A 24,066-nucleotide genomic window follows, 5' to 3' on the forward strand; every position below is an offset into this window, starting at 1 on the left:
TCTTCCTTCTTCCTTCGGTTACAACTGACCGAAACCTTTTTTAGGCTTGTTCTTTTTCTTTTTCTTCTGGCCGCCCATTCCCTGCATTCCCTGCATTCCTGGCATTCCTGGCATTCCGGGTAATCCTCCCATACCTGTAAAATTGCCTTGACTCATTTGCTGCATCATAGTACGCATTTTCTGGAAATCGCTGACGAGTTTTGTTACGTCGTTTTCTGCGTAGCCGGCGCCTTTGCCGATGCGACGGCGACGGGATGGAGAACTTGCTAAAAGTTCGGGATTGCGGCGTTCTTCAATTGTCATCGAATTAATCATGGCTTCGGTGCGTTTTAGCTGCACTTCTCCTTGCCGCATTTGTTCGTCTGAGAGTTTGTTCATCCCCGGAATCATTTTCATGATGCCGCCTAGGGAACCCATATTTTTTAACAGTCTGGTTTGCTTGAGAAAGTCGGTAAAGTCAAACTTTGCCGTGAGCATTTTCTCTTGCATTTTTTCGGCATCGGCGATGTCGAATTCTTCTTGGGCTCTTTCTACTAGCGTCAAGACATCGCCCATGCCGAGTATTCTCGATGCCATGCGATCGGGATAAAATGGTTGCAATGCTTCCACTTTTTCGCCTACGCCGACAAATTTAATCGGCGCGCCGGATATTTGGCGAACTGATAAGGCTGCACCGCCGCGGCTGTCGCCGTCTAATTTGGTGAGGATTGCACCGGTAATCCCGATTTGTTCGTGAAAGGTGCGGGTTAAATTTGCTGCTTCTTGGCCTGTCATGGCATCAACAACTAACAGCGTTTCGTGGGGTTGTACTGTTTGTTTGATGCGGGCCAATTCTGCCATCATTTCTTGGTCGATTTGCAGGCGGCCTGCTGTATCGACGATGATGGTATCTACGCCTAGTTGTTTGCCGTATTCGATGCCTTGGCGGGCAATTTCTACGGGGTCAGTATCAGTGCCTAATTCAAATACTGGTACGTCGATTTGTTTGCCGAGGGTGAGCAATTGGTCGATCGCCGCTGGTCGATAAATGTCAGTGGCGACTAGCAGTGCGGTAAGATTTTGCTTGCGGAGGTGCAGGGCTAGTTTGGCGGTGGCCGTGGTTTTTCCGGTTCCTTGCAAACCGGCCATCAGGATGACGGTGGGCCCGGATTCGGCGGTGGCGAGGGGTACGTTGGTTTCCCCCATGACGCGCACGAGTTCGTCGTGGACGATTTTGATGAATTGTTGGTCGGGACGGACGCCTGAAACGACCTCTGCCCCTTGTGCTTTGGCCGTTACCTCTCCGACGAAGTTTTTGACGACTTGGAGGTTGACATCGGCTTCCAGGAGGGCGCGGCGGACTTCTTTGATGGCGTCTTGGATGTTGGATTCGGAGATTTTATTCTGTCCGCGCAGTTTTTTCCAGGTGGATTCGAGTCGATCGGCAAGGGCTTCAAACATAGGGATTTGTTGGCTAGTCAGTCTTTTTTATTTTAGGGCTAAATGGGGGTTTTTGGCCCCAAGTTTGGGGAAAGTTGGATTTTTGGGGTTTGAACCGCACATTAACGCGGATTAACGCTGATTGGTTTGGATGTTTTGTTATCTTATTTAAACAGTCGATCGCTTTTGCCGTTAGACAGGCTGCGATCGCGCTTCGAGAAACAAGCTAATATCGACTCTGAAAAACTCGGCGAGTTTTCGGGCTTCATCTCTTTCGATAGCCCTTCGATCGAGCATAATTTCCTCAACCGCTTTTTCCGTTCCCAAAAGGGGAATTAAGTCAGATTTATCTAAATCTCTCGCATCCATTAAATGTTGCAACATTGAAGCTGAATCCCCTGCGGTAATCGGATAATTTTCCGATTCAAATTTTTCGATGAGTGTGATCAAAAGCTCCAGAAATAGCTCTTCCTCCAGCGATCGCCCGGGGCGGTGTTCCAGTTCGCTAGCGAGAGCGATCGCGGCCTCGTTTTCTGCTTCATTTGCGATCGGTTTTGGTTGATATTTAACCAGTAAATCTGTATAATATTTGACATCAAAACTACGGATCATTTTTCCACTCATCCTTATCATACTCAGCGTGAGTCAAAACATATTTGATGTAGGTTCTTTGAGAAGCGTAAACTAGATCGACTATCAAGCGATATCGATTTCCCTTAATATTAAATACAGTAAAATTTCCAACTGCCTCAGCTTTTGGATAAGTTTGCTGAACATCAATTAAGTTCTGCCATTGGGCTTTACTTGACACTCTATACCAGTCATAAAGTGCGTCGCAGGAATCCGCATGGCTTGCACAGAAATCTCGCAGAATTTTTCGGCTAATAACACGCATTTTACCCTTTTTTTTGAATCTACACCAGATTTTTACGCACCGATCGCATTATAAACCTTTTTTAAGTGCGATCGCAACATTGTTAGATAGTATTCCAGTTGATTGATATTTTTATTTTTAAACCGCTAATGTAGGCGCTTCGCCTTCCCGAATGGTACGCGGATTAACGCGCTTTGAGTTTGGATGTTTTGAAGTTATTTGATGTTAGTTTTTACATATTCTGCGATCGCCCGCTGAACACTAAACAACGTACAATCACCCTGTTGCACTTTGTCAATTAATAACCTCCGTCTCAAAGACTCCAAGGCTTTGAGGAATTCTGACGGCGATAATTCGAGATTCCTTGGCTTGTTTGAGATTTCCACTGTTGCGGTTTGATTTGCCAACCAGGACATCACCTGTGTTTCTGGTTCCGACAATCGTTTAAAATGTTGGTGCAATAAATATTCTAAATCTCCTAAAACTAGGCTATCATAGGATAAGAAAGCCGAAATATTGCCATCAAATAAATCTTGAATTATTGTCGCTACTATATTTAACCACAATGGATTGCCTCGGTAAAGCTCAGTCAATTCTGACCATTTTTCTGATTCAAGTAAACCTTTTTCTGTGAATATTTCTCGTGCTGATTCACCTAAACTATTTACTTGTAATGTTTGACAATTTTTCTCACAGCCTTCTAATGCTGCAATTTCTCTGGGTTTTTCCCAACTGAGCAAAATTAAGCAACTGTTGTGAGATGATTCTGCTATTTGTTTGAAGAAAGTGCCATAATTTTCATAGCTTGGTTTGTAGTTTCCGGCTAGTTGTTGGCTGCTGAAGATTGTTTGGACATCATCGAGTACGATCAGACAGCGGCGCGATCGCAAGTATTCGATAATTGATGGTAACTCGGTTTGTGACCCATCGCCCAAGAATTTGATTAAGTCGGTTTCCAGTGCACTCAGCGGTGGAGAGTTGCGGAGGCTGCGCCAGATGATGCAGTCGAATTGGTGTTGAATTTGTTGGATTAGTTGGAGGGCGATCGCACTTTTGCCACTTCCAGCTAATCCTAAGATGGTGATGAGACGGGTGCGATCGGCTAACACCCAGTTTTCGAGGGTGGTGAGTTGGGATGTGCGATCGTAAAACGTGAGGATTTCCGGTGCGTCGCCTAAGTCGATGCGGGGCTGTTTTGTTGTTGGTTGCGGGTTTGGGGGAGTTGCGGGCGATTCCCTAGATTCACGGGCTTTCTTAGAACAAATATTAAGGTTATTATTAACTGTTACATTCTCACCAAGTTTTATATTATCGCCAACTACAGCTAATTGATAGTTATAAAAATTTCCATTTTCTAATATTGGTTTCAAACTAGCTTTAGTAATCTTTTCTCCCAATCCTTCAGAAAGTATTTTCCAGAGTAAAGCTCTCAAAGTCCCCCTTGTTAAGGGGGCTTTAGGGGGATCTCCGGGGACTAAATAGTGTTAACAATCGCCTATTGCTTTCTAGTTCACACTTCATCAAAAGAGCCAGTTGATGAATGACACCAACCGAAGCATCTTCGACAATAATTTCTTTTAGTTGTTCCCCCAAAAGTAGCGAAGCATCAAGAATTTCTAGTCCAGCCAGTTGACCGTCAGGACTATAATCAGCAATAATGTCTTCACTCAATTCTCGATTTTCCGCTGTTCCAGGTGCTAATGGCAGTAACTTAATGTAGAGAGCATCTACTTCTCGATCGTATAGTATTCTCATGTTTTGAATCCTTTTAATTAGAGTAATAGACGTTGACTATTACTACTACAATTCTTTCCTGTGCTTCTGTGAAAATTGGCTTAACAGCTTTGTAAACGTAAAACTGTTGATTAACGGGAGATTGATTGTTAAAATCCAATTGAGCGCGGGCTGAAAACTTACCTTGAGTTTACGACTTTTGCAATTGACCAATCAAATCTAATGCTTTCTGAGCATCTGCGGCCATCCCTTGAGCGCGAAATAAACGGGCGGCTTGCTGCAAATCTGCGATCGCCCCTGGCCGATCTCCCATTCTCACCAACGTAATGCCTCGATTAGCATAAGCCTTAGCATAACTGGGATTGAGTTGAATTGCTTGGGTGTAATCAGCTAAGGCAGAGCGATCGTTATTGATGCGAAAAAGTGCTAATCCTCGGTTAAAATAAGTGTTAGCGCGACCGGGATTTATTTGCAGCGCTTGATTGAAATCGTCGATCGCCCCTTTTTGATCGCCCAAGTCAGAAAGCGCTACGCCTCGGTTGTTGTAAGCCGCCGCAAAGTTTCGATCCTGACGGATGACTTGAGTATAATCGGCGATCGCCCCCGGTTGATCGCCCATCGCCGACAAAACCAGTCCCCGATTGTAGTACGCATCGAGATAACTGCCATTTAGGGCGATCGCCTTGCTATAATCAGCGAGACTTTTGGGAATTTCTCTCAAGTCAAAATACGCCAGTCCCCGATAGAAATAAGCTTCTACATAATCCGATTGAGTTTGAATCGCTTTCGTAAAATCGGCCACAGCCCCCGGCGCATCTCCCTTATCAAACCGAGTTAAACCCCGAACATAATAAGTTTTAGCATCTTGGGGATTGTTCAGTTTCAGAGGTACATTAGCTGTGGGAGAGGTATTTATCAAAAGTGCCGATCGATTCAACCCAGCTTCCGATAATTTAGCGATAAAAGTGTTAATAGGAATCGCTGAATTAAATCCTGTTTTAGTAATTGCTTTATTACCTATGAGGAATTTTTTGTCCGTATCTGTGACATCATCTAAATCCTGATCGCCCTGTCCGTGAATCCCAACTACGCGCCCTTCTACATCAAATACCGGCCCCCCACTCATTCCCCCTTTGGTGACAGCGTTGTAGCGCAAAGTATAACCTTGTGGATGATTCGGGAGACGGCTGGTAACAAAGCCCGGTGAAAATTCAAAATTGCGATTGGTTCCGTACTTTTGTTCCAACATATTACCTGGATAGCCAAATACAAAAATTCCTGTACCAATTGCCGCTTGTTCGGAATCGCCTAAAGTTACAACAGGATAAGATTCTGCACTGTTAAATGTTACGACTGCTAAATCTGGAGCATTCTGGCCTTTCTGCAATAGTACACTTCTGGTTACTTGATAGTCTTTTCCAGCAGATGTGCGAATTGTATAAGTATCCTTAATATTAGCAACAACATGGTTAGATGTCAAAACTGTGTAAGTTGTGCCTTGTTTGGCAATAATAAATCCAGACCCGCCACCATGAAGTGTTGCATTAATTTGAACGGTGACAGATTCAGCTATTTTGGCAATTTCTGGCGAAGACATAGCGAAAATCGGTGCAGGCGCAAACATGACTATTCCTGCTACCGTTACTGTTCCTGCTAGGATGCTGGCGAGGGAATCAAACCGCGAATAACTCCTATTCATAGGTAATTGCTGAAGAGTGAGATTTTTTATACTGCCAATAGTATAGGGGAAAATGAAATGTCCGCAGGCTAGAAACGGTGGAGGTTTTTAGGTGATTTCGATTGTTATGACAATTCGTACAATTCGTACATTTTTGGCATTTCCGGCATTTCTGGCATAAGTGCGCCCTTCACTCACATCCTGCAAAATATTAGCAACCTCGAACAGCATTCCGAAACAGTTTCAAAGCTTCTTTTTCCTCCGACATTTGCAAACACTGACTCAGCAATTCTATATCTAAATCCGGCAACAACATACTCCGAGAAACTAACTCATAACCCTCCGATTTCAGTTGGTAAAGCGAAAATACTCCATTTTCCCAAAACCAAACTTCCGCAATGTTAAATCGCCGATAATATTCCAGCTTATTGATAGTTCCGCTGGTAAAAACAACTTCGATCGCCAAATCTGGCGTTTCCCGCTGCCGCCTATCTTCGCCAAAGTAATAAGATAAATCTGGTTCCTTACTGCTGCCTTTTGTTTCCCCTTGGAGTGTGGCGCTACCCGTCGGTCTAAAACTAATATCTCTTTCTAAAAAAAACTGACCTAGCAGTAATGCCAGCAGGCATTTAATGGTTTCATGAGCTGGCGAAAGTGTCATAATCTCTACATATCCGTCCAGGTAAGACAAGCGAACACTGCGAGTATACTCTAGCAAGGAATCTAGAGCTTTAAACTGCTCCCAAGTCATCGACAGTGGCAAAAATAACCGCTGTTCTGGGAGTGCAGTTAATGGAGGGTGAATTTTAGCGATCATTTATATTTCCCCCTAATTTTAGTTGCTACTTCTAGATTAGCATGAAAAACGGCTAAAGGAATATTTCAATACATTAGCTCATCCTCAATATCTATAGGGACACGGCACTGCCATGTCCCCTACGCGGAACTAGCCCGCCCATCAAATCCGCCTACAAAAAATTAAGCTAAAAACTGGAATTGAGTACCGTTAATTGCCAAAGCAAACGGACTTGCTTGCTCAAAGGAACCTAGAAGCTCAAAGTTATTCGTGTTTAAAACTATCCCCAAAATTTGTCCGTTTCTTCCGTTAAAAACTACCATGTCGTCGATAATTCCGTCGTTGTCGTAAGCGATCAGATTGTCGTCTGTGAAGAGGAGGTCTAATTCTGTTAAACCGTCTGTCAAACCGATACGATCGCCTTCGTCAAATTTAAAATCGGTAATGACATCGGCTCCATTGACTCCAAATTGTTCGTTGCTTCTAAGCACAAATATGTCAGCACCAGGGCCTCCCGTCAGCACGTCAATTCCCCGATCGCCCACCAAGAAATCGTTGCCGTCATTGCCGTCTAAATCGTCGTCTCCTTGCCCTCCCCGCAGGACATCGTTTCCAGACCCTCCAAACATAACGTCGTTTCCCGCGTCGCCCCTAACTAAATCGTTGCCATCATTTCCATCCAGGCGATCGTTCTCTTTGCCGCCGTAAATGATATCATTTCCCTCGCCACCACCAATAACATCATCCCCATTATTTCCTAACAGCCGTTCGTTAGAATCCGACGAACCTGCTATCGTATCGTTGCCGTCCAAACCCCAAACTCCCCAGGGAAAAGACGATAAATTTCCCTCTTCTACGTCAATCTCATCTGGTGTAGCGAATCCCAAAAAACGTGGGCCACCGCCAGCAAATACAGGAAATCCAGTCAAATCACCGATGAGATTGTTAATCGTCAAAGCCATAATTATGTCCTTGCAAAAATGGTAATATTTACATTATATATTTTAATTAAATCATTGACAAATAGCAAGGCTATTTTATTTTGCCTTCCTTCGTTCAGCTCAATAATTGATTGCAATTTGCCAATTATCAATTACTAATTACAATTTTAAATTGCCCAGGCTGTGCCTCGTTCAACCCAAAGCTGCTATTTTGCCGTGGAGTCAAATAGCATTAGTCGCTGACACTATCCGCTACGACTCACCGCCTATAATGGGTGTGACCCGTCATCTCGCAAACACGTTAATATCACCTATAACGTCGAGACTCAGAGGTTGTTTGTCAAGCAATGTAAAAGTTTAGGGAGCGATCGTCCGAGAATACGCCCAGTTTCCGAGACCCATACACAAACTTTACAAACAGGATCTGAGTTCTTTACATTCGCTCTAAATCGCCGTTCGCCCATTTTGTAACAAAATCCACTGCTTTCAGGTGTTTTGCTTATGTCTACTCCTAAATCGTCTTCCCATCAAAACAACACCAACTCCGTAAAATCACTGCCAACCGAAAGTATCATTGCAACAGAAGAAGAGAGTGACAATCTGCCAAGCGAACCAAGCGTCGATCAGCTATTGGAAGCTTTGACGGCTCAAGTACCCAGTCAATCTGCTGAAATTGAACGCTTGAAAACGTGGAAACAAGATTTAGAGCGACTGTTTCAATTTCTCGGCGATCGTCGCGTTTTAATCGCAGTCATGGAACCGGGAACTTTTGCCATGCGTTACGCTAACGCGGCATTTTGCCGCTTGGCCGGTTGGGAGGGAACCCCTTTGGTCACTCAATCTAATAACGGTTGGTTTACAGAAACTGGGCTCAGTCTGCTGGAATTGTTCGAGGATTGCGATGCCAAAATAGCAGAACAATTGTACCGCCGTCACCTTTTGTACTGGGTATTTAAGCGGTTTTATCAAATTGATCTCGACGGTTTGCGTGTACTAGATGAACCTGTTACGGCGAGTATGAAAAATACTCAACACCGCGAACGCAAATTTATTGAATTTTGGCTGGGTTCGGAACAGTTGAAAATTACTAGAATTGACTCAAAAATTGATGAATTTACGGATCTTCCCTTAAATTTAATGCCTGTGGCGGAACGGGAAGCTTGGCTGATGCAGCCGAATCAACTGGCAAATTTAGCCGATCGACTAAATTTGGATAATTACCGCGTCGAAGGTTTGCTGCTGCTAGAAGGTTTTGATGTCAGCGTACAGGAGCAAATTCGGCGGCTGACTCAGTTATTGATCGATTGCAATTCGATGCTGCGGCCAGATAAATTTGAGAGAATCGATCGCTGTTTGCGATCGCTCTTTAATGCTGACGGCACTTTGCTGCTGCGCCCCGACGGCGAACACGTACAGCTATTAGTTTCCAAAGACGGCCAACATTTGCAGCCGATTATTTATTCAATGGAATCCCTAGAAGCTTCTCACTTTTTTAAGGCTACCGCAGCCAATCAAGTTTGGAACGTCCCAGACTTGCGCCGGGAATGCCGCACCGAGTGCGATCGAACTTTGCGCAAAATGGGGACTCAATCGATGCTGTTAGTACCCCTTGTGGTCAAATCTGTCACTCGCGAGGGCTCCGGGCTGCGGATTTTGGGGGTAGTTGGGCTGTTGTGCGATCAGGCAAACCACTTCAACGGCATTGACGCTCAACACGCCCAAGAACTCATTCCCGCCTTCATTGCAGCACTGCGACAAGCAATTCAGCAGCGATTTACCCACATTCACAACATTCATCCCGCAGTCGAGTGGCGGTTCGCCCAAGAAGCAGAAAGGCGCAGTTGGGGACTGCCCCAAGAGACGATCGTATTTGCAGACGTTCATCCGTTGTACGGAATTTCCGACATTCGCGGTTCTAGCGACGAAAGAAACCGAGCCATTCAAACAGATTTGCTCGAACAATTCCGCTTAGGTTTAGCCATAGCCGATGCCGTTTGCCAAACACAAACTACCCATCTAGGCGAGCAACTACGGCTCGACTTGCTCGACTACATTGAGCATTTAAAAGAAAAAGTAACAGTCGATATGGAGGTGCGAGCAGCCGAATATTTAAACGAGCGTTTAGAAGTGTATTTTGACTATTTTGTGCAGTGCGGATCCACGGTTCAGGCAGCAGTTGAAGCTTACCAAGCCGCCTGCGAAAACGAACATAACTGCGTTTATGGCGATCGTACCCGCTACGATCAAATGCTGAACCTAATCAGCACCAAACTCCAAGAAACCTGGGCCCGCTGGCAAGAGCGAATGCAGCAAATTCTCCCCCATTACTGCGACATCGAATGCACCGACGGCATGGATCACATGATTTATGTCGGGAAATCTATTGACGGCAAATTCAGCCAATTTCACTTGCACAGTTTGCGGTACGAACAACTGCGAGCAATTTGCGACTGTGCCCGCACAGTGTTTCGCCTGCAAGCCGAGTCTCAAATCAACATGGAACTTGCACATTTAGTATTAGTGCAGAATACCACGATCGACATTTTTCACAACGAAAATACTGAAAAAATGTTCGATGTCAAAGGCACTCGCGATATTCGATATGAACTCGTCAAAAAGCGGATCGAAAAAGCCGTTGACAAAGATGCACAAGAGCGAATTACCCAATCAGGAATGCTAACTATAGTTTATTCAACCGAAGACGAATGGGAAGAGTATCAACAATACTTGCGCTACTTGTCTCGCGAAGGTTGGGTAGAAGCCAAAGTGCAAACTGGTATGGTAGAATCACTGCAAGGAGTTAGTGGTTTGAAATTCGCCCGCGTTGGTATTTTGCCCGACACAAAAGCTCTTGCGGAATATCGCGAAGTTACGGTTGTTACCGATTGATAATCCGTCGTAAATTCCCGTTAATTGTAGGGTGCGCAATGCGCACCTTGCCACTGACAATAACAAATAATACCCTGTTTTAATTTAGTATATCTGACCTGTGATTTTTGACTGCAAAATACAGGTTATCAATCACAAGACTCAAGATATAGCGGTTATCAAAAAAGTGAGGTATGCCCAATGCCCCATCCCTCCGCTTCGCTTCGCCCAATGCCCCATGCCCCATGCCGTTCGCGTACCTGCTCTTTCTGAGAAAGGCTATAAATCAGTGTTACTTTACTGAAAATTATATGCTCAATTTTTCCATAAAACTTATCTTAAGCTGATCGCAATACCAAAACGCTAGTTAAAGTTTGCTGTGCAACATGAGAGTAAAGTGCTTTAAAATGCAAATTTGATTTGAATATTTTGTGAAAGTCATATTTACCGCGAGTCTTCCCAGTCTTGAAATACAACTAACTACCATAGTACAGCGCACAATTAGCTAACTTATTTGACTCACCACATACAAATTCTCAAATCGCTTTCAGGCTAGAATCGGGACTAATTAAGTTTTGCTGAAATCCGTAATCAGACATTTTTTTGATTCTCGATATACTGGTTGACAACAGATAACGGCGCACCGCCGACGGTGGAAACAAAATAACTATTTGTCCAAAGAGTTGGTAGTCGGCTTTTCAACCAAGGAAATTCTTGTCTCAGTAGTCGAGATGAACGCCCTTTTAAATATCTAATCAATTTTGCGATTCCGAATTGCGGGTCTACTCCTACCAGCACATGGACGTGATCTGGCATGACTTCCGTTTCCTGTAACTCGGCATTAAATTCGGTGCAAACTTCTTGCAGTATGGCTTTTAGTCGAATGTCCACACCGTTAATCAATACTGGTCTGCGATACTTGGGACACCAGACAACATGGTAGTTACAAGAGTATGCTACATTAGGGTTTGATTTGAGTTTTGCTTTCATGTTTACAGTATACATAATCTGACCTGTATATTGTATCTTGATGTGCAAATAAATATTCAAGGCTGTTTCAACCGGTGCAGACTTTTCCCCGTGTCTGAAGCCAGGGGCCCGGCGGGATCGCTCTTCGGTCATAAATTTCGGAGGCTATACCTGTTGTCCTTGGGGAATTGGATGTGTTAGTTTTTTGATGGCGCAGGGTGGCTTTTTGAGGGTGCGATCGCCTATTAAAAATTTGGTAAGTAAAAGCTCGGAACTTTTAACATCATAAATCCGGGTGTCAGAGTGTCGGAGAGACTTGGGCCGAGAAACTGGGTTTCTGGCCGTTTAGGGCTTAAATTATGCGTTGAGGGGTGAGGAGTGTCGGCCCCAAAATCAAATTTAGTTGTCGGGGAAGGGGCTATTCGGCTGTTGATCCGGGTGAGTCAGATGCGGGAATTACTGGGAGCAATCGGTGCAGAGGTCAAGCTGTAGTATGATTTCTAATTGCACAAAGTGTTCTTGGGGCGATCGCAATTTTTTCACATTTCTAGCTTAGCGACTACTATAGATTCAACAGTGTCCGTAATCTTTGAGAGCAACTCACTAGAACTTGCGACCTGATGCAGCCAAAATACTTAAGAACACTGAACGTGCAGTTTAAATTAGAGGTTATAGACTAATGGCGCAGCGCAACGTATACTCGTCAAAAGACGACCCAGGGGATGCACAATCAGCGGAAGAAGTCCTACACTCAGTGATGCAGGAACTGGACGCTTTGCATGAAAATGTCAAAGGCCAGTTAAATCAGGACATTACTCGCCTGCAAAGTGAAAAAAATCACCTGATTGACGATATTGAAGGCCTCCGGGATCAATATCGCAAATTGCAGTCCCAGCAAATGGAATCTCTGTCTGGGCGATACATTCAGCAGCAGCAATTGTGGCTGAAGCAGTTGGCTCAAGTTTTGGCCCACAATTTGCAAGATTTGTTGGTGCAGCGGTTTAACGAACTCAGCGCTAACTCTGGCCATTCTCTCAGCAGCCCAATTCCCAGCGGAGAGTTCCCGATCCCGATGCCGCCGAGCAACTATGACGAACGGGCTTCGGAGTTATTGGCGGCGCTGGATGAGCGGATAGATCGCAGTTTCCAGATGCTGGAACAAGATTTGAGCAGCTATGAAAGCGAACTATCCATGCGGCTTAACAATATGAAAACCCTAGAAATGCAAGGGGAAGAGCTGTTACAAAATCTTGTCAACCGGATTAGGGAAGAACTCGAAGAAGAAGAATATCTTGAGAATCCTTTCGATGCTCAAGATTCCTATCCCGATCAATCAACTAATTCTATCCGCCCGCAAGTTCTGGAGCCAACACCTGCGGATGCGCCGCGGCAAGCCCTACCGCAGCCCTCAGCAATGCCGGCAGCACCCGCTCAAGCAATTCCTCAAGTGCAAGCAGGTTTGATGCTGGCTTTCTCTTCGGCGGTGATCTTGTCGCTGTTTAATGTTTGTTTGAGAATTTTGATTAAAAGCAGAAATCCTCGGATGATTTTTGGCTTGTTTGAACTTCCGGGGGTGGTAACTCCTGGTTTTGGCAATTCTTTGTTGATTTTGTTGATGCGGCTGATCGTGGTGATGGCTTTGATGCCCATATTGGCAACTTTTCTGTATCCGAATGTCTGGAAAGATATTAGGCGGTTGTTTCAGTCGGGCGATCGAGCTTTGTGGAGCAAGGTTTTAGGAAGCGCATTTTTTCTGTTTTTGTCTCAGGTTTTGATTTATTTGGCGATCGGCAATATTCCGGCGGGGATTGCGATTACGATTTTCTTTATTTACCCGATCGTCACCGTACTCGGTTCTTGGATCTTGTTTGGCGCTCGCCCCAGTACGATCGGCTTTTTGGCGATCGGCGGGATTACCCTAGGTCTGATTTTAGCCGGCTGGCCGAGTTTTGCAGCGCCACCTCCCGGCGGCGGCAATGTCGGGGTGGGAGTCGCAGCAGCACTGGCTTCTGGGATTACCTTTGCAGGTTACGTATTGCTGACGCAAATGGCCGCGGGCAAGCTGCACCCGATTCCTTTTAGTTTAGTTAATTTCGCCGCAATTTTTGTATTTTCCTCCCTGAGTTTGTGGGTGCCCCTGTCGGAAAATTTGGCTCCTCAAATCGACCAAAATGTTTGGCCTGGTTTGATTGCAGGAGGAGTTGTTTTAGGCGTGCTGACGCTGTTTAGCTATCTTTTGAACAATTTTGCCATCCGGTATGCCGGAGCAGCATTAGCGTCAGTAATTGGCACTTTGGGCCCGGCAATGACCGCACTCTTCGGGTTCCTAATTATCAATGAAAAGTTGCAGCCTGTGGCAATTCTTGGCATGGCTGTAGTGACATTGAGCGTGGCTGCTATGAGTGTAGAACGTATGGTGGCTCCTCAGAAGAAGGCTAGTTAACGGCTAAATGGGCGATGATCGACCATAGAGAAACCCGGTTACTTGATGAAGAAACCGGGTTTCTCTATGCGAACACAAGATCAATAGACTTATTGCATAAATCTTTAATTGATAGGGAAACCGCAGATAAACGTAGATAAACGCAGATAACTTCAAGATTGTTTGTCAATGAATGCAATTAAAGTCTAGACAAGCGAAACAACCACACGAAAACCCACAATACTAGCCTTACAATCCGGCTGATATCTGAGACGGCACGCGCTGCGGCAATTCGGAGGGCGATCGTTCCAAGACCCCCCCCGCAACAACCTCAGCGAATAGTCGCCACCAGACTCCCAAACGCTGCCATCAACAGGCGCACCGTTATAATTATTGTGCCAAGCATCCGCGCACCATTCCCACACATTGCCGTGCAAATCGTACAATCCGAAAGCATTCGGTTTAAAACTACCAACATCTGTCGTTTGAAAGCGATAAACTCCCTTCGGCGCATCAGCCTCATTAGCATTTCCGTTGTAATTTGCTAACTCGCTGGTAATCGTTTCTCCAAAGTGAAACGCCGTCATAGTTTGCCCCCGGCAAGCATATTCCCATTGCGCCTCGCTAGGCAAGCTATACTTCTTACCTGTTTGGCGAGAAAGTCTAGCGCAAAACTCCACCGCTTCGTACCAAGATACATTTTCAATCGGTCGATTGACACCTTTAAAACGGGAAGCATCAGGATTGAGAAACATTTTAATTTCCGGCAGCGCTGCAACTGCCGTCCATTGCGACTGAGTGACTGGAAATTTGCCAATATAGAAAGATGCTAAAGTTACTGGGTGCTCCGGTTTTTCGTCGCTGTCACCCCGATCTTTTGGGGAACCCATGAGGAAAGTACCGCCAGGAACAGATACCATTTCCATGACTGTACCGCGGCCGAGATGTTCTTCAAAAAAACGCGCTTTGCGGCTGTTATGATTAGTTTGCTGCCCGCGATTGTCTACTGTAACTACCTGAAATTCAAAAGTGCTTTTGACAGTATAAATACTTTGTGTTACCTTGTTTCGAGGCAGATTGGTGTGGGATTTTTCACTCGGATTAACAGAGATATTGCTGTTTATTTGTCGGCGTTGCTGGGTTTTACTATTGAGAGCAATTTGTTCAATTTCGGTCAAATAAGCATTGAGCGGAGGTAGGGCCACCTTGGGCTGAGCATAATTTAATGTAAGTTGTCCGCCATTACCACAATGAGGTGGTGGAGGTAGAGAATAGAGATTTAAAGCTTTGATTACTTCATCAGCCGATTGATATCTATTTTTGAGATAATCTTGAATTAATTTATCTAAAATTGTTGCTAATTCGCTGCTAATTTTCGTGCCCGCAGGTAAGCGTTCTCTCCAAATCCAGCCGCCGTTAATCGGGTCATAAAGCTCATCATAACCGTCAACTTGTGGCAAACATTTAGTTAGCAGTCTCAGACAAGTTATCCCCAAACTATACAAATCGCTTCCGGGGAAAACTTGACCCCGCATTTGTTCTATAGGCGAATATCCGGGTGTTCCTACGGTGGTACCGACTTTGCTCAGATGGGAACCTGTAACTTGTTTGGAAACGCCGAAATCAATCAAAACTAATTCTCCCCGCCCTCCTCTGCGGAAAGCCGAATTGCGAAAATTTCCAGGCTTGGGCGGGGATGAGCTAGCAGAGGTGCGGCGGCGGATGATATTCTCAAGTTTGATGTCTCGATGAATGACATGGCGATCGTGCACAAATTTCAGAATCGGTAAAATATCTGCCAGCAACTGCCAAATTTTTTCTTCGTTAAAAGCGCCCTGCTGAGTTAATTCAGCCAGTAAATTTTGCCCTTCAATCAATTCTTGTACTAAATAAAGCCGCTTGTCTTGTTCAAAATAAGCAATTAATCGAGGAATTTGGGGATGTTCGCCGAGTTCGTAAAGTCGTTTCGCTTCTTGCTTAAACAGTTCTGTAGCCTTTTGAAGTGCTGATGTTCCCTGAACTTGGGGGGAAAACTGCTTGATGACGCAGGAATCGTCCATGCGATCGATATCTACGGCTTCATAAGTTCTGCCAAATCCTCCTTCGCCCAACAGTCGTATCACGCGGTAGCGGTTTCTGAAGAGAGCTGTGAGGTCGGGTTCGCCGCAACTTTGACAAAATTTAGAGTTGTCGGGATTGAAAGGATTAGAGCACCTTGGATTCGAGCAGTAGAACATATCCTTGGGGAAGAAATGATCCGGTTAGAGTTATGATATATCTTTTCTGGCTCTTAGTGATTTTTTGACAGATTACATTATACTACAAATTGACGATCGCCCAACCAAGAAGCATCGCACCCTCTGTCCTCGCGGGCGATCGGGCTATAGACAAGAAGAGATCGTACTGAATTGAAGAGCGATCGAGCTAATGGTAATTTTGAACTATTGAGTTTTGCGATCGCGAATGGCGCCATGAAGTTGTGCGACGACAAATAACCGTAAACTGCTACATAACGCTGACCGAGTAGGCACGAATTGCCCCATCTACTGTCGCAATAGTCAGACCATTCTCTAAAGCTTGATAGATAAGCATTCTGTTAATAACTTGATGTCACCACTGATGAACCATAAAAAGATGTGCGTATCTAGCAGAATCTTCATTTACCTTCAAATGCACTGAGGATATCTTCCGGCAAAGGAGCATCGAAATCATCTGGAACGGTAAACTCGCCTGCACACAAACCAAATGGTCGTAATTGCTTGCTGTTAGAAATAGGTCTGAGTTCCGCGATCGGCTTATCTGCTTGCAGGATAACAAAAATTGCACCTGCTTCCACTTGACGCAGATACTTTGAAGGATCGCGCTGAATTTCATCAACTGTCACACTTAACATAAAAATGCCTCAGTATAAAGCTCAAAAGCAGTTTCATGGTCTTTCTCAACAACCGCAGTGAACGTTCTCATAAAGTTAAACTAAAGTAGATCAAATAACCATTATAACTGAGATAGCAACTTGTCGTACTCTGCGTGGGAACCAACCCAAAACCCGATCGCAAAAATCGGGATTTCGCTCCCGATACCAGCGGTAAGTTTGCTCAATCTCAGAAGATGCAATCGACGTAATTTCAACCTAAAATGTCATATTTCTGCTGCATCTCTAGGACAAAATTTTCGATGAATCGAGTCTGTCCTGCGTTGAGTTCATCGAAACCTTGCTGAATACCTGCAATTGTTTCCAATCGATCGATCAGTTGGCGCAGTTTAATTGGATCGATTTTACCCGGATCAAGAAAGGTGACAATAACTTGCGATTGCTCGCTAACATCTTGCGGTTGCGTGGCTAGCTGAATCTACCCATTCTGATAAATGCCTTCGATGGTTTTTAGCATGAGTTGCAGTCCGGTTTGTATTCGCTTCTATTCTAGCAAGTATATAAACAAAAAAATTAAGCTTAAAGACTCAAAGGGCGATCCTCTTCCTTGTAGCCCCCGTAGGACGGGCTTCGCTAACGCACGCTTATTGCAGGATACAGTTACAGATATTCCTCCGTAATCCCAGCATCCTTGAGAATACTTCTTAAGGTTCCAGTAGGTAAGTCTCTATTGCTATGCACAGGAATAGAGAGAATAACTGCAACATCCTCTTTTGCGTAGATATGATGGCTACCAGTGATTCTTTTTAGCTTCCAACCATATCGCTCAACGATTTTGCAGAGTGCTTTGCCAGAAACAGATTTCATAGAAAAATTGGGCGGAGCGTAGCGGAGGGTTGAAACCTCCCCCTTTTAGGGGGACTTTTAGTCTATAATTAAAAGTGTACCGCAGGACTTGCGGGAGGCAATAGCCAAAACCTGTGGAGCGAGCATAAGACCGGAAAACCCTACGAGTCGGTGGAGGCAGTTGCAATGAAACAGGAACCCAAATAGCGATGTTTGGGAATCGCCGCACTTTTAGGGCGGTGAGAATGTCAAAGAGATAACTCAATTAACTGTTTATCGGGCGCAAGCTCATTTTGTTGACTGGCGACTTCCAGCCAACCCTGAACAGCATCTTCCAGCATCTCTAACAACTGTTCATAACTCTCTGCCCATGTGTGACAACCTGGAAGTGCTGGAACCGAGCCGCACCATACACCATCTTCTTGCCAGATAATCGCCTTAATCTTCATGAGCAATCTCTAATAGCTATCTGAATAGGATTTTAGCGTATCGCTTTAAAACTTGCGAGGGCGCGATCGATATTATATTGAACTTGTTTTGGCAGTGCCGCAAAAGATTTACGGAATTCGGCTGTAGTACGGGACTTCACAATGTTTCTGGATCGAGTTCTTGGGTTTTACCTGCGCGATACTCAGCCATTGCAGTCGCTGCAAGTTTGGCAAGAGTATCGGGAGAACTAGCAAATGCTCGATCGCATATTAGATCGTCTTGAAGTTCTTCCAAAATCATTGAGGCGATCCTCTTCGTTGGCGTAGCCCCCGTAGGGGCGGGCTTCGCTAACGCATCTTGCTCACTTGCAGACAAGGTTTTCAACTTAGCGATCCTCTTCGAGGGCTTCGCTAACGCGCGATCGAGTAAATCAGTCATAGTTAGCACACTCTTACAATCAAAATGGCATCTTATCTATTATCGCTTCTTCCTGGCAAATCGATATCTTAGGAAGCAGAGCTATCTACGTCGCAAATTCTGGAAAATACTGATCTACAAAGTCCATAACCTTTTGAAAGTGGAGAATTCCTTCCTCTGGCCTTAGTACCCCATACTCTTCGCCTCGACGAGATCTAAGTTTCCAATTATCGGAGTTTTTTAGATAAACCTGTGCATAATCTGTTCCATGCCTGCGATCTAACCACCATAATGCTCCAATAGCCCATTCTTGGTCGTATTGTCGATCGCCCGCGGGTAAGTAGGTGTCGAGATAAGATCGCAAAACTCTTACCGATTCAGCACCGTCAAAACGAGCTAATGCAAAACAATGAAATTGTCCTGCATACCAAGTTTCACTTGGAATCAGTAAAGTTTCAATTTTATTGAGATGGTGGGAAAGCCGACCAATTCCACAAAGCCAACTTGCTGTAATTGTATACCTCCAATTACTGTTATACATCTGGATCGTTTCTTCCTCAGTTACTTCATATAAAGCAACTGTCGTCGAGTCCACAAAGGCATCTAAATCTTCTTTGCCAAGCCCTAAAAAGTTACCGTGTAAAACATTGAGATAAAGTGGCTTAACATAACGTTCTCGAATATAGTCAGTCATGCTGTATTGTTATTTTTTTTTTGAGTCGTGACAATATAGAAAATTTCATTTCCATCAGCGTTCATCTGTGTTTATCTGCTTAAATCTGCGGTTTAAAAATCCAAATCTAATCGATTTACTGCGATCCGGTATATAGAAAACCCCCAAACCATTTTTAAAATCAAGTTTGGGGTTTTCTTTCTAACTCTCGTTCAAATTACAACTTGCTAGGCTCGATCGCCGGAGCGCGCAGAGCCACTGTTTTATCAGCAGCTTTTGCCACCAGAGACGGTACAGAAGCCCGTAATCTTGCAGTCAACTGTGAAGTAGTCGCATCGTAAACCTGAGTCAGCATCTTCGGATACAAACCAATGCCAATAATCGGCACTAACAAAGCCGCAATAATAAACACTTCTCGCGGTTCCGCATCCACCAACTCTTCGTGTTCCACCAATTCCTTATTTTCTGGGCCGTAGAAGATTTCCCGCAGCATTGACAGCAGGTAAATCGGAGTCAAAATTACGCCGACAGCCGCCAGAAATATTACACAAACCTTAAACACCGGATTGTAAGCATCGCTGGTTGCAAAACCCACAAATATCATTAATTCTGCTACAAAACCGCTCATTCCCGGCAAAGCCAAAGAAGCCATCGAGCAAGCAGTCCACATGGCAAAAACTTTACGCATTTTCTTGCCGACACCGCCCATTTCGTCGAGCATGAGGGTGTGAGTGCGATCGTAAGTGCATCCTACCATGAAGAACAAACTCGCCCCGATTAAACCGTGGGAAATCATTTGCAGCATTGCGCCGCTAGTTCCCAAATCGGTAAACGAAGCTATCCCAATCAGCACAAATCCCATGTGGGAAATCGAAGAATAGGCAATTTTCCGCTTCAAGTTGCGCTGAGCAAAAGAAGTCAACGCGGCGTAAACAATGTTCACCACACCCAAAATTACTAACAGCGGTGCGAAAGTAGCGTGAGCATCGGGGAGCATTCCCGCATTCATCCGCAGCAAGGCGTAGCCGCCCATTTTTAGCAGAATTCCTGCTAGCAACATATGGGCTGGTGCGGTGGCTTCGCCGTGAGCGTCAGGGAGCCAAGTGTGGAGGGGAAAAATTGGCAGTTTGACGCCGTAGGCTATTAAGAAACCTGCGTACAAGAGCAATTCTATATTGGGGGCGAAGTCTTTAAGCGCGATCGCCCGCATATCGAAAGTCACCGTATCGCCATAAAACGCCATCGTCAGCGCGCCCAGCAAAATAAACAGCGAACCGCCTGCGGTGTACAGGATAAACTTGGTGGCTGCGTAGAGGCGCTTCTTGCCGCCCCAGATGGACAAAATTAGGTAAATCGGGACTAATTCCAGTTCCCAAACTAGGAAAAACAGCAACATATCCTGTACGGCAAAAACTGCGATTTGTCCGCCGTACATGATCAGCATCAAAAAGTAAAAAAGCTTCGGTTTAAATGTGACAGGCCAAGCTGCTAAAGTAGCCAGCGTAGTAATAAAACCAGTCAGCAAAATCAGCGGCATCGACAAACCGTCAGCACCCACCGACCAATTTAAATCGAGTTGCTGTACCCAAGTATAGCTTTCTACCAGTTGCAAATCTGGATTGCTGAAGTCGTAATGAGTGCAAAAAGCGTAAACAAGCAGAGCAAAATCGATCAAACCTACAATTAGTGCATACCAGCGCACCGTCTTGCCATCCTTGTCGGGAATCAAAGGAATCAGCAAGGACGCAGCAACGGGAAACAGAATTGCTGTTGTTAGCCAGGGAAAATTTGCTGTATCCATTGCGTTTTAAAATAAGCCGTCAGTTATTAGGTTTAAACACATTTTGACAGTTTTGGTGTAAATTTTATACTTTCTTTATACGAAACCTTTGTTTTTGCTATATTTGTGACAATTTGTACGATCGCACAAATTGAGTTTAATCAAAGATGTACATCTATTGGCTAATTGTCAATTGTGAGTTATTGAGCTAATAGCATTTCTTAAAATATCTCTTGGTGGGGATACGGCAATCCCTCCGCTTCGCTTCGCCCAAGGCGTCTCAACAATCGCCTGAAAACCTTTGTATCTCTCGTCGATCTCCGAGGCCAGATCCCCCCTAGCCCCCCTTAAAAAGGGGGGGACAAGAATCTGCTCAAAGTCCCCCTTCTTAAGGGGGATTTAGGGGGATCAGACCTCGGCAGTAAAGGAGAAAGACAAAAGGTTTCAGGCGATTGTTGAGACCAATAGGCATTGCCATTTCCCTACAGATTTAACTGACTCCAGAAACGATCGCAAAACCCAGAACTGCGACAAACACAATCAGGGCATAAAATTGAGCGCGACCGCTTTCAAAGTATTTCAAACCTTCGCCCGTAACCAGAGTCAAAAATCCTGTCAAATTGACGATACCATCGACAACTCGCAAATCCACTTCCATGACTTGCCGCGCTAAACGGCGGGTGCCTTTGACGAAGAGAACTTCGTTGATATCGTCGAGATACCACTTGTTGAGGGAGAACTCGTAGAGCGGTTTGATTTTTTGGGCGATCGCACTTGGGTCGATTTTCCGGCTCAAATACATCAGCGAAGCCAAAGTAATTCCCAGTAAAGCAATACCTACAGAACTTCCGCCCATGATGAGGAATTCCGTCAAATCAAACTCAGCGGCGTGTGCCAAAACTTCTTCCAAAGATTCCCCTGGCGCACGCACAAACTGCTCGAAATAATTAGCAAACGGCGTTCCGACAAAACCGATAAATACTGAAGGTACAGCCAACAACACTAACGGCAGAGCCATTGTCAGAGGAGATTCGTGAGGAAAATGGTCGTGTTCGTCGTGACTTTCGCCAGTGGGGGCCAATTCCTTAACATTCATCGCTCCGGGGCCGAAGACCAAACCTGGTTGCAGAAGTTGCTGTTTGATCGCGTTGTCATTGCCTCGGAATTCGCCCTCAAAGGTGCTGAAATACATCCGAAACATATAAAACGCGGTCATGCCCGCAGTCAGCCAACTCACCGCCCAGAGAGCGGGATTAGCGTGAAAAGCTTGGGCGAGGATTTCGTCTTTTGACCAGAAACCTGCAAAGGGTGGAATGCCACAGATTGCTAAATTGCCGATTAAAAAGCAAGAAGCGGTAATCGGCATATATTTACGCAAGCCGCCCATGACTCTCATGTCTTGAGCCACAGCCGGGTTATGGCCGACGACTGCTTCCATGCCGTGAATGACTGAACCTGAGCACAGGAACAGCATTGCTTTGAAGTAAGCGTGGGTCATTAAGTGGAAGAGTCCGGCACTGTATGCGCCGACGCCCATTGCCATTACCATGTAGCCCAATTGGGAGATGGTGGAGTAGGCGAGGCCTTTTTTGATGTCATTTTGCGTAATTGCGATCGAAGCACCCATGAATGCTGTAAAACAGCCGGTGCAGGCGATCAAATTCATGACTTCCGGCAGGCCTTCCAATACTGGATACATCCGAGCAATCAGGAAGACTCCGGCGGCTACCATCGTGGCCGCGTGAATCAAGGCTGAAATCGGTGTAGGGCCTTCCATTGCGTCTGGGAGCCAGACGTGGAGGGGGAATTGAGCTGATTTGGCGACTGGGCCCAAAAAGATCAAAACGCCGAAGATTGTCGCTAGAGTCGCCGAAAGGGCGCCGGATTCGACTAGGGAGTGCAGGCGATCGCCCATTACGTCAAATTCAAAGCTACCGGTTGCCCAGTAAATGCCGAGAATGCCCAACAGCAGGCCGAAGTCGCCGACGCGGTTGGTGACGAAGGCTTTTTGGCAGGCGTCTGCTGCGGGTTTGCGATCGTACCAAAATCCAACTAGCAGGTACGAACACATACCTACCAATTCCCAGAAAATATAAATCTGAATGATGTTCGGGCTGAGGACTAGACCTAACATTGAGGCGCTGAAGATGCTCAGGTAGGCGTAAAAGCGCACGTACCCGTCATCGTGTGCCATGTACCCGTCGGTGTAAATCATCACCAAAAAGGCGACCGTGGTGACGATCGCCAGCATTACCGACGTGAGGGGGTCGATGATATAGCCCATGTTCAGCGAGAAGTCGCCAGCAGAAGCCCACTCAATAGTGCGGGTGTAGGGTTCGTGGCCCTGTATTTGACTCCACAGCAGTGCGAAAGATAGTACCATTGACCCTCCGAGCGTGGAGACGATGAAGATCGCATTCGCTTGTCGGAGTTTGTTGGTGGCCTGGTTAAAGGTGATTAAGCCTAGACCTACTAGCATTGCGCCTGCCAGCGGCAGGACTGGAATCAGCCAAGCGTATTGATAAAGCAGTTCCATGACTGATAGGTAGTTTAAAGTTTCTACTAGATATTGCCAAAACTGTAAACAATTGTGACACACGCCTGCGCGACTGGGCAAAAATACTCGCTGCAATTCTTAAGATAAGACGGCGGTTGAAACGGCGTCTACAAAAACCAAGTCCGCCTCCGCGGACTGAATAAAATTACGTTTTACGTAATTTTCACCGTCAATTCTTCAACCCCTCTGAGCTCGGGTTTTGTTTGTATAGACGCGGTTTCAACCGCTCAGTCTTCTTTAAATCTACGTCAAAAGATAGATAGAAAAATATCGCAGTCCTGTGTATACAAGACTACGATATTTATTTTGGATCGGATGGTCGATCGACAAATGGAGAATTTCTAATGCTTTCTACGCAAGAGCCCAATGCTTTCTACGCAAGAGCCCAATGCTTTGGAAACGTTATCTGTTAAATGCTTCCTGCGGTTGCATTCGTTGAGATGGGGAAGAGCTTTGAGTGGCCAGCATCCAGGAATCCAGAGTGCGCCGCAGTTCCTCGCGTCCTTGATAATGTTCAAATCTAAATCGAGCTCGATCGCCCTCAAACAAAATCAGTGTCGGCAGACTTGTCAGCCGGTAAGTGTTGGCCAACTTGAAAGATTGATCGGCATTCACCCCTAGGATCTTAACTTTTCCTGCCCAATCTGCCTCAAATGTCGTAACCGTAGGGTCGATCGCGCGGCACAAACCGCACCAAGGTGCCCAAAAGTGAACTAAAACGGGGGTAGAGGCTTGAAATACCTCTTGTGCAAAAGTGCGTTCGCTAACCGACAACACCATGATCCCTCAAA

General features: G+C 45.4%; 21 protein-coding genes. 2 read left to right on the forward strand and 19 right to left on the reverse strand.

What is annotated here, in order from left to right:
* Positions 1–18: 18 nt before the first annotated feature.
* From ffh to K4039_RS10470, 9 genes are all read right to left on the reverse strand, one after another.
* The gene (gene ffh / locus K4039_RS10430; RefSeq protein WP_265235107.1) at positions 19–1,440 is read right to left on the reverse strand and encodes a signal recognition particle protein; all 1,422 of its coding nucleotides are present in this window, start codon (positions 1,438–1,440) and stop codon (positions 19–21) included.
* Positions 1,441–1,611: 171 nt separating this feature from the next.
* Positions 1,612–2,031: a type II toxin-antitoxin system HigA family antitoxin gene (locus tag K4039_RS10435; RefSeq protein WP_265235108.1), complete on the reverse strand. Its 420-nt coding sequence runs from the start codon at positions 2,029–2,031 to the stop codon at positions 1,612–1,614.
* Complete coding sequence (locus K4039_RS10440; protein ID WP_265235109.1) at positions 2,021–2,314, reverse strand: type II toxin-antitoxin system HigB family toxin; 294 nt, start codon at positions 2,312–2,314, stop codon at positions 2,021–2,023. The genes K4039_RS10435 and K4039_RS10440 overlap by 11 nt, the downstream gene beginning before the upstream one ends.
* 194 nt (positions 2,315–2,508) lie before the next feature.
* Complete coding sequence (locus K4039_RS10445) at positions 2,509–3,726, reverse strand: NB-ARC domain-containing protein (protein ID WP_265235110.1); 1,218 nt, start codon at positions 3,724–3,726, stop codon at positions 2,509–2,511.
* Between the two features lie 22 nt (positions 3,727–3,748).
* The gene (locus K4039_RS10450) at positions 3,749–4,048 is read right to left on the reverse strand and encodes a DUF2283 domain-containing protein (protein WP_265235111.1); all 300 of its coding nucleotides are present in this window, start codon (positions 4,046–4,048) and stop codon (positions 3,749–3,751) included.
* 169 nt (positions 4,049–4,217) lie between these two features.
* Complete coding sequence (locus K4039_RS10455; protein ID WP_265235112.1) at positions 4,218–5,726, reverse strand: tetratricopeptide repeat-containing serine protease family protein; 1,509 nt, start codon at positions 5,724–5,726, stop codon at positions 4,218–4,220.
* 87 nt (positions 5,727–5,813) lie between these two features.
* Positions 5,814–5,936: a hypothetical protein gene (locus K4039_RS10460; protein WP_265235113.1), complete on the reverse strand. Its 123-nt coding sequence runs from the start codon at positions 5,934–5,936 to the stop codon at positions 5,814–5,816.
* The gene (locus K4039_RS10465) at positions 5,917–6,522 is read right to left on the reverse strand and encodes a Uma2 family endonuclease (RefSeq protein ID WP_265235114.1); all 606 of its coding nucleotides are present in this window, start codon (positions 6,520–6,522) and stop codon (positions 5,917–5,919) included. The genes K4039_RS10460 and K4039_RS10465 overlap by 20 nt, the downstream gene beginning before the upstream one ends.
* 161 nt (positions 6,523–6,683) lie before the next feature.
* Positions 6,684–7,463, reverse strand: a complete 780-nt coding sequence (locus K4039_RS10470; RefSeq protein ID WP_265235115.1) for a calcium-binding protein — start codon at positions 7,461–7,463, stop codon at positions 6,684–6,686.
* Between the two features lie 480 nt (positions 7,464–7,943).
* Here K4039_RS10470 and K4039_RS10475 point away from each other — a divergent pair, with 480 nt between their 5' ends.
* On the forward strand, positions 7,944–10,331 hold the full coding sequence (locus tag K4039_RS10475; RefSeq protein ID WP_265235116.1) for a GAF domain-containing protein: 2,388 nt from the start codon (positions 7,944–7,946) through the stop codon (positions 10,329–10,331).
* A gap of 570 nt (positions 10,332–10,901) precedes the next feature.
* On the opposite strand, the gene tnpA is transcribed toward K4039_RS10475, so the two are convergent.
* Entirely contained in the window at positions 10,902–11,300 is a 399-nt protein-coding gene (gene tnpA, locus K4039_RS10480) for an IS200/IS605 family transposase (protein ID WP_265235140.1), read from the reverse strand.
* Between the two features lie 658 nt (positions 11,301–11,958).
* On the opposite strand from tnpA, the gene K4039_RS10485 reads away from it, so the two are divergent.
* Positions 11,959–13,722: a DMT family transporter gene (locus K4039_RS10485; RefSeq protein ID WP_265235117.1), complete on the forward strand. Its 1,764-nt coding sequence runs from the start codon at positions 11,959–11,961 to the stop codon at positions 13,720–13,722.
* Positions 13,723–13,907: 185 nt separating this feature from the next.
* Here K4039_RS10485 and K4039_RS10490 read toward each other — a convergent pair whose 3' ends face one another.
* The 9 genes from K4039_RS10490 to K4039_RS10530 form a co-directional block, all read right to left on the reverse strand.
* Positions 13,908–15,938, reverse strand: coding sequence for a bifunctional serine/threonine-protein kinase/formylglycine-generating enzyme family protein (locus tag K4039_RS10490; RefSeq protein WP_265235118.1), 2,031 nt, complete (start codon positions 15,936–15,938; stop codon positions 13,908–13,910).
* Between the two features lie 419 nt (positions 15,939–16,357).
* The gene (locus K4039_RS10495) at positions 16,358–16,594 is read right to left on the reverse strand and encodes a type II toxin-antitoxin system Phd/YefM family antitoxin (RefSeq protein WP_265235119.1); all 237 of its coding nucleotides are present in this window, start codon (positions 16,592–16,594) and stop codon (positions 16,358–16,360) included.
* 639 nt (positions 16,595–17,233) lie between these two features.
* Positions 17,234–17,440 (reverse strand): type II toxin-antitoxin system HicA family toxin, encoded by a 207-nt coding sequence (locus tag K4039_RS10500; protein WP_265235120.1) that lies wholly within the window; start codon positions 17,438–17,440, stop codon positions 17,234–17,236.
* A 227-nt stretch (positions 17,441–17,667) separates the two neighbouring features.
* The gene (locus tag K4039_RS10505) at positions 17,668–17,868 is read right to left on the reverse strand and encodes a type II toxin-antitoxin system HicB family antitoxin (RefSeq protein WP_265235121.1); all 201 of its coding nucleotides are present in this window, start codon (positions 17,866–17,868) and stop codon (positions 17,668–17,670) included.
* 136 nt (positions 17,869–18,004) lie between these two features.
* Entirely contained in the window at positions 18,005–18,286 is a 282-nt protein-coding gene (locus tag K4039_RS10510; RefSeq protein ID WP_265235122.1) for a hypothetical protein, read from the reverse strand.
* Between the two features lie 85 nt (positions 18,287–18,371).
* Positions 18,372–18,959 (reverse strand): DUF6000 family protein, encoded by a 588-nt coding sequence (locus K4039_RS10515; protein WP_265235123.1) that lies wholly within the window; start codon positions 18,957–18,959, stop codon positions 18,372–18,374.
* A 196-nt stretch (positions 18,960–19,155) separates the two neighbouring features.
* Complete coding sequence (locus tag K4039_RS10520; RefSeq protein WP_265235124.1) at positions 19,156–20,739, reverse strand: NAD(P)H-quinone oxidoreductase subunit 4; 1,584 nt, start codon at positions 20,737–20,739, stop codon at positions 19,156–19,158.
* Between the two features lie 469 nt (positions 20,740–21,208).
* A complete protein-coding gene (locus K4039_RS10525; RefSeq protein WP_265235141.1) occupies positions 21,209–23,254 on the reverse strand; it encodes an NAD(P)H-quinone oxidoreductase subunit 5 in 2,046 nt (681 codons plus the stop codon).
* 423 nt (positions 23,255–23,677) lie between these two features.
* Complete coding sequence (locus tag K4039_RS10530) at positions 23,678–24,055, reverse strand: co-chaperone YbbN (protein WP_265235125.1); 378 nt, start codon at positions 24,053–24,055, stop codon at positions 23,678–23,680.
* Between the last annotated feature and the right edge of the window lie 11 nt (positions 24,056–24,066).

The organism is Lyngbya sp. CCAP 1446/10 (genome assembly GCF_026130175.1).
Classification (GTDB): Bacteria; Cyanobacteriota; Cyanobacteriia; order Cyanobacteriales; family Microcoleaceae; genus Microcoleus.

Coding starts and splice junctions, on each gene's coding strand:
- K4039_RS10440 (WP_265235109.1), bottom strand. CDS start 2,314: ATGCGTGTTATTAGCCGAAAAATTCTGCGAGATTTCTGTGCAAGCCAT.
- K4039_RS10530 (WP_265235125.1), bottom strand. CDS start 24,055: ATGGTGTTGTCGGTTAGCGAACGCACTTTTGCACAAGAGGTATTTCAA.
- K4039_RS10485 (WP_265235117.1), top strand. CDS start 11,959: ATGGCGCAGCGCAACGTATACTCGTCAAAAGACGACCCAGGGGATGCA.
- K4039_RS10510 (WP_265235122.1), bottom strand. CDS start 18,286: ATGACTGATTTACTCGATCGCGCGTTAGCGAAGCCCTCGAAGAGGATC.
- K4039_RS10515 (WP_265235123.1), bottom strand. CDS start 18,959: ATGACTGACTATATTCGAGAACGTTATGTTAAGCCACTTTATCTCAAT.
- K4039_RS10470 (WP_265235115.1), bottom strand. CDS start 7,463: ATGGCTTTGACGATTAACAATCTCATCGGTGATTTGACTGGATTTCCT.
- K4039_RS10525 (WP_265235141.1), bottom strand. CDS start 23,254: ATGGAACTGCTTTATCAATACGCTTGGCTGATTCCAGTCCTGCCGCTG.
- K4039_RS10460 (WP_265235113.1), bottom strand. CDS start 5,936: ATGCTGTTCGAGGTTGCTAATATTTTGCAGGATGTGAGTGAAGGGCGC.
- K4039_RS10465 (WP_265235114.1), bottom strand. CDS start 6,522: ATGATCGCTAAAATTCACCCTCCATTAACTGCACTCCCAGAACAGCGG.
- K4039_RS10435 (WP_265235108.1), bottom strand. CDS start 2,031: ATGATCCGTAGTTTTGATGTCAAATATTATACAGATTTACTGGTTAAA.
- K4039_RS10475 (WP_265235116.1), top strand. CDS start 7,944: ATGTCTACTCCTAAATCGTCTTCCCATCAAAACAACACCAACTCCGTA.
- ffh (WP_265235107.1), bottom strand. CDS start 1,440: ATGTTTGAAGCCCTTGCCGATCGACTCGAATCCACCTGGAAAAAACTG.
- K4039_RS10455 (WP_265235112.1), bottom strand. CDS start 5,726: ATGAATAGGAGTTATTCGCGGTTTGATTCCCTCGCCAGCATCCTAGCA.
- K4039_RS10490 (WP_265235118.1), bottom strand. CDS start 15,938: ATGTTCTACTGCTCGAATCCAAGGTGCTCTAATCCTTTCAATCCCGAC.
- K4039_RS10505 (WP_265235121.1), bottom strand. CDS start 17,868: ATGAAGATTAAGGCGATTATCTGGCAAGAAGATGGTGTATGGTGCGGC.
- K4039_RS10500 (WP_265235120.1), bottom strand. CDS start 17,440: ATGAAATCTGTTTCTGGCAAAGCACTCTGCAAAATCGTTGAGCGATAT.
- K4039_RS10450 (WP_265235111.1), bottom strand. CDS start 4,048: ATGAGAATACTATACGATCGAGAAGTAGATGCTCTCTACATTAAGTTA.
- tnpA (WP_265235140.1), bottom strand. CDS start 11,300: ATGAAAGCAAAACTCAAATCAAACCCTAATGTAGCATACTCTTGTAAC.
- K4039_RS10495 (WP_265235119.1), bottom strand. CDS start 16,594: ATGTTAAGTGTGACAGTTGATGAAATTCAGCGCGATCCTTCAAAGTAT.
- K4039_RS10520 (WP_265235124.1), bottom strand. CDS start 20,739: ATGGATACAGCAAATTTTCCCTGGCTAACAACAGCAATTCTGTTTCCC.